This is a genomic window from Peptacetobacter sp., assembly GCF_029264495.1.
In the GTDB taxonomy this organism is placed as follows: Bacteria; Bacillota; Clostridia; order Peptostreptococcales; family Peptostreptococcaceae; genus Peptacetobacter.
Genome location: NZ_JARIBH010000051.1, coordinates 1 through 5,631, shown reverse-complemented (window position 1 = coordinate 5,631; position 5,631 = coordinate 1). Strand labels below are relative to the sequence as shown.

The window sequence follows — 5,631 nt, the reverse complement described above, 5'->3', positions numbered from 1 at the left end:
TCATTTATAGGAACTTTATTTACTATACTTTTATTTTCTATTATTATGAAATTTCCCTTTTTCCTTTTTATATCATTTATACAACTTAACAAATGAGTTTTTAATTCTTCGTAGTTTATCGGTTTTAGCAAATATCTATATGCTCTAACGATATACCCCTCTTGAATATAATCAACTAAAGAAGTAATAAATATTATCTCTGAAATATCATTTTCTTTTCTTATAATCTTTGCCAAATCCATCCCAGACACTTCATCCATTTTAATATCTAAAATGAATATATCTGTATCCTTTAATATATCTTTTTCTTTCAAAACATCTTCCGCAGATTTAAATATTAAAAGTTCTAATTCTTCTTTAACCTCTTCAAACACTTTATAAATATATCCTTTTAATTCTTCTCTTTGTAACAACTCATCATCACAAATAGCAATCTTAAACATTACATTTCCCCCATAAAAAAAGGACTATATATAACTAAGGTTAATATATCAGTCCTATTTATTTTGTAATATTATATTACTAATGAAAGTTTAATTTATCAATATATTTTGCTATTTTGTAATAATTTGTATCTATTTATACAATATACGCTAATCAAATATAGTTACTTTCCTAATCGGTAATATTCTAATAGCAACTTCCCCTATTATGTAAGATTTCTTTATTGTTCCAATTGAACTATCTCTACTATCTCTGCTGTTAGATCTATTATCACCTAAAACAAATATCTCATCGTTAGGTACAATAATTTTTATCTTTCATTTTCACTCTATCCTATATATCAATCTAAATAAATTTTTATTTTTTACGCTCTACTTTATTCTTTTTCTAGTAAAACTACTTTTGTCGATATTTCCTTTATATCCTTATCATGTGTTGCAACAATTATTGTTTTACCTTTTTCATTTTCTTTTTTTAAAAGCTCTAAAATCACATACTTATTCTTTTCATCCAAAGATCCTGTTGGTTCATCGGCAAGTATTATATTTGTATCATGTAGTAACACTCTTGCCATTGCAACTCTCTGCTGCTCTCCACCAGATAATTCATATATAAAGCTTTTTATCTTATCACTCAATCCAACATACTTCAAAACTTCTCTTATTTTCTCGTCCTTTTCAGGTTTAGAGTGTTTCCTATATTCTAATGCCAATTTAAGATTATCATACACAGTCATATCATCTATAAGGGCATAACTCTGAAAAAGATAGCTTATCTCATTTCTTCTCATTAATATAGCTTCTTTTGAATTTATCCCTATATTTTTTCTTCCATTTATTATTACATCACCAGAGTCAAATTTTTCTAACAGCCCTATTATATTTAATAACGTACTCTTTCCACTTCCACTCTCTCCATATATAGAAACAAACGCTCCTTCTTCAAACTCTATACTAAAATCTTTAAATATAGTTCTATTTCCATATTTTTTATTAAGTTTATCTATCTTTATCAAAAAATCACCTACTTCAAATCTATATAGCTTATATCTGTTTTTCTTATCTTAATAGCAAGGTATGCAAACTCTAAAACAACAAGTCCTATGTATATTAAAATAACTGGCGTAAAGTCCATCTTATAATAGAAGTTCATTTTTATATACATATAGAACTCTCTCCAAATTACAAGAATATACGCAAAAGAGAATATATTTTTTAAAGCATAGCCATTGAAATAGGATTTAAATATTTTCATTCTATTGTATCCTAAGAAATACTTTATACCTATTTTTTTCTTATTGCTTTCTATATATTCATCTAAGTCTACTTTTATCATACCTAGCGAGAAAATAACCATCAACACTACAAGAATTGAGTATGTTATCAGACTTTTTCTTAACATGATTGTTGCTCTATCTTCCATTCCCTGTATTGTGTCAATTCTTGAAAATCTATCTAATAACTTTGTTTCATAAAGTATTTTCTCTACTTCTTTCTCTGGATTTTTTATATCATCTACTTTAAATTTCATATACCCATTGTTTATAGCTGAAAAATACATTCCATTTCCTGCATATGGCATATATCCCATATCACTAAAATTTTTAGAGTTTATAACAAATGCTATAGGGGATATTATATAATTTGTTTCTCTTAGCATTTCATCATTTAGTGGAAATTCGTTGTTAAGTGAGTCGAATTTTTGATTGTCATCAATATATATTATGTTTTCTTTTAATTTATCAGCATTTTTCCCAATATACCTTTTCTCTATAATTGACTCATTTTCTCTAACATTTAAATATTCTTTATAATTTTTTATATCCTTCATTTTATTTTTATTTTTGTAAATAATAGATCCTTCAGATACTCTAAATAAATGATCATCTTTAATAAACCTTAAAACTTCCTTATTTCCTTTATATCTTTCAGGAACCAAAACTGTAATTGTGTATTTATCATCATATATATTTTTTATTCTATTCCCATTTTCATCATATATTTTTACTTTTTCAAGATAGTTATTGTTTATATAAACATAATCATCTAAAAATTTTGCTTCCTCAAAAGTTGTTATATTTGCCAAAGGTTTATTTCCAGGTTTTAAATATAGTCCACCCTGTTCATTTGATAATTTCCATTCTTCTGCTTGTTTTTCCATAACTTCAAAAGTTGTTCCTAAGTTTCTACTTTCTAGAATTCTAAAGTCTGTACTTATTGTTACATAATTATTATTTCCAAGTCTACTTCCGATATCTCTATTTTTATATTCAAAGAAATAATTCGCAAACATACCTACAAGAGCTACAGTAAACGCAGTAAATAATGACATTAAAACTTTATTTACTTTTGTATATTTTATTTTTTCTTCCTTATTAATAGTCTTTATACTTACTCTAAATACCATAGTAGTAGAAATAATTAAATTTAAGGTAAATAAAATGGCTAAATATATTATTGTTGGTTTCAATAAATATATCAAATACCTAAAATCTATGAATTGCGGATATGTTTTTACAACAAAAAATACAATAATACATATAATTGCTGTTATAAAACCTATAATATTTTCATTTTTATTTATAACTAGTATTATTTTTATATTTGAATAACCAAGCATTTTATATACAGAAATTTTCTTTCTATATATTTCTTTATTTTTAAACATCATAACCAATAGTATAAGAGATGATACAATAAATGCAGCAGAGTATAATATATCCATATCGTTAATAAAGCCCATAATATATTCTGCTTTTGGAATTATTGTCGCTTCAAATTTATTATCTTCATTAATTCTATTAACAAAATTTAATACATTACCATTAACTAAATATTCACCATATATTCCAGTATTATCTATACTTTTATAATTAACTTCTCTTATTACAAAGTCATTACTTTTTATTTCTTTTATATTATTATCTTCTTTAAAATTATATAAATTTATTCTAACTTTTCCACTTTGATAATTTAATAGAGTCCCTATCTTTTTTATATCTAATCCTTTAGACATTGATTTTAAATATTTTATCTGTTCATCTTTAGATATATATTCTGTTGTTTTATGTTTATTTGTCTTTTCTTTATTTTCATATATATATACTATTTGAGAACTTTTCTGAAAAAGTATGCTATTTATTTGATTATACATACTTTTAGTATCTACAAACGAAAGTAGAAATATGAAAGAACATACAAAAAATGTATATAAAGCTTTATTTTTCTTTTTCATAAACACCTCTTTATTACTTGATTCTAACTCTTCAGCTCCTATAGACATAGGTACTACTAATAAAAATCCTGCTAATCCTAACGCTAAAAATTTATTCTTTTTCAGACTATATACACTTCTTATTTTTTTATAATAAAATATATTAGTACTAAATATTTTTACCGACAATTACAAAATAACATATTTATTAATGTAAATTCAATAAAAATGCCCAACTGGGCATTTTATAGCTCCAACTGGGCATTTTTTTTAATCGGTATACATATAACTACTATAAATTTATCTTCTTCAAACTTAAATTCTACATTTCCATCATATTTTTTTACTGAACTCTTTACACTATTTATACCTATTCCATGTAAATCCTTATCTTTCTTATCTGTCATTATCTTATTTCCTAATAGTAGAACATCATTCTCTTTTGTATTTACACACTTTATAACAAAAAAGTCATTTACAACAGTTCCTTTTAATGTAATTTTCTTATCTTTATCTTTGCTTTTAATTTTGTTACATGCTTCAATAGCATTATCTAAAATATTAGAAAAAATGCTACAAACATCTACCATATCCATAAAATTACATTTATCAAAGTTTATATCTACTAAAAACTCTATATTATTCTTATCACAGATATATTTCTTATCTGTTAAGATTATATCTAAAACCATATTCTTACTATTAAAATTATAATCAAAAGACTTTATTTGATTACTAATATCTTCAATATACTCTTTAACTTCACTATTATTTCCATACATACTTTTTATACATATCATATGATTCTTAATATCATGATGAATTTTTTTAATAGTTTCTTGTGATTCTTGTAAACTTAGATAATGTTTATATTGCCTATCCATTTTTTCTTTTATTAATCTATTCTCTATTTTAATCTCGTTATCTTTCATAATGCGAGATATCATCCTTATTAATGATATATTTGAAAACAATAGTATAAGAGATACACATAATATCAATATATGATATAAGTTATTTGTATCTTTTTCTTTTAATACATGACCAAATATCACAATAATACTCATAATATTTGCAAATACTGGTATTATTAAGTATGCATAACCTTTCCTTATTAATGGAAAATCTAACTTTATAATTTTAAAAATTGGCACAAGTAAAGTTAACAATACTTTAGATATTATTACCAATTCCATTCTATAAAAATTAATACTTATTACTTGTCTCATATCTTTAATATTATTTAAATATGCAACCAAACTTAGCCCGATAATATCAAACCCTATTAACAACAATGAATATAACAAACTAATAAACAATATCTTTATTTTATTTTCATTATAATTGTAAAAATATACTAAACACATTATCAATATGCCTAAGACCAATTTCAAATTAGCATTTAAATTTATATAAGTCAAAATAAAAAATATTAGAAAAGCAAATAAAAAACTAATATATAATTCCACTTTTTTACTTTTTCTTTCACTTATTTCATCTAATATTAACTTTAATACAAACCATTCAATACCTGTAGAAATACATTCTATAATTGTCCAAAATATACCTACTTTTAACATATTATCTCCCCTAATAATAACGTAAAGTTTTTCTTGAACTCTGATATTCTATGCTTACTGACAGGAATTTTTTTATAATTTATTATTATTTCATTTTTATCTATTGTTTCTATATACTTCATATTGACTAAATAGCTTTTATGACATCTATAAAAATCAAATTTTTCTAATTCTCTTTCTATTTTTTTCATACTACTTTTAGTTTTATAAATATCTTCTTTTGTATATATTGTAAGTTCTTTTTTTGTAACTTCTATATACATTATTTCATTTATAGGAACTTTATTTACTATACTTTTATTTTCTATTATTATGAAATTTCCCTTTTTCCTTTTTATATCATTTATACAACTTAACAAATGAGTTTTTAATTCTTCGTAGTTTATCGGTTTTA

General features: G+C 23.3%; 6 protein-coding genes. All 6 read right to left on the bottom strand.

The genetic code is table 11. The annotated features are described in order from the left end of the window. Positions 1-443, bottom strand: a 443-nt coding sequence (locus tag Q1J78_RS04985; RefSeq protein ID WP_300278631.1) for a LytR/AlgR family response regulator transcription factor, incomplete at its 3' end; no start/stop codon positions are given. 150 nt (positions 444-593) lie between these two features. Beyond that, a complete protein-coding gene (gene lepB, locus Q1J78_RS08685) occupies positions 594-749 on the bottom strand; it encodes a signal peptidase I (protein ID WP_300278634.1) in 156 nt (51 codons plus the stop codon). A 71-nt stretch (positions 750-820) separates the two neighbouring features. After that, positions 821-1,459 (bottom strand): ABC transporter ATP-binding protein, encoded by a 639-nt coding sequence (locus tag Q1J78_RS04975; protein ID WP_300278628.1) that lies wholly within the window; start codon positions 1,457-1,459, stop codon positions 821-823. Between the two features lie 8 nt (positions 1,460-1,467). Beyond that, entirely contained in the window at positions 1,468-3,846 is a 2,379-nt protein-coding gene (locus Q1J78_RS04970; protein WP_300278625.1) for a bacteriocin-associated integral membrane family protein, read from the bottom strand. A gap of 56 nt (positions 3,847-3,902) precedes the next feature. Then, positions 3,903-5,237, bottom strand: a complete 1,335-nt coding sequence (locus Q1J78_RS04965) for an ATP-binding protein (protein WP_300278606.1) — start codon at positions 5,235-5,237, stop codon at positions 3,903-3,905. Continuing rightward, on the bottom strand, positions 5,231-5,631 hold a 401-nt coding region (locus Q1J78_RS04960), incomplete at its 5' end, for a LytR/AlgR family response regulator transcription factor (RefSeq protein ID WP_300278603.1). The genes Q1J78_RS04960 and Q1J78_RS04965, both read right to left, overlap by 7 nt.

Excerpts from the sequence above, each read along its gene's own strand:
- Q1J78_RS04965 (WP_300278606.1), bottom strand. The coding sequence starts at position 5,237 with ATGTTAAAAGTAGGTATATTTTGGACAATTATAGAATGTATTTCTACA.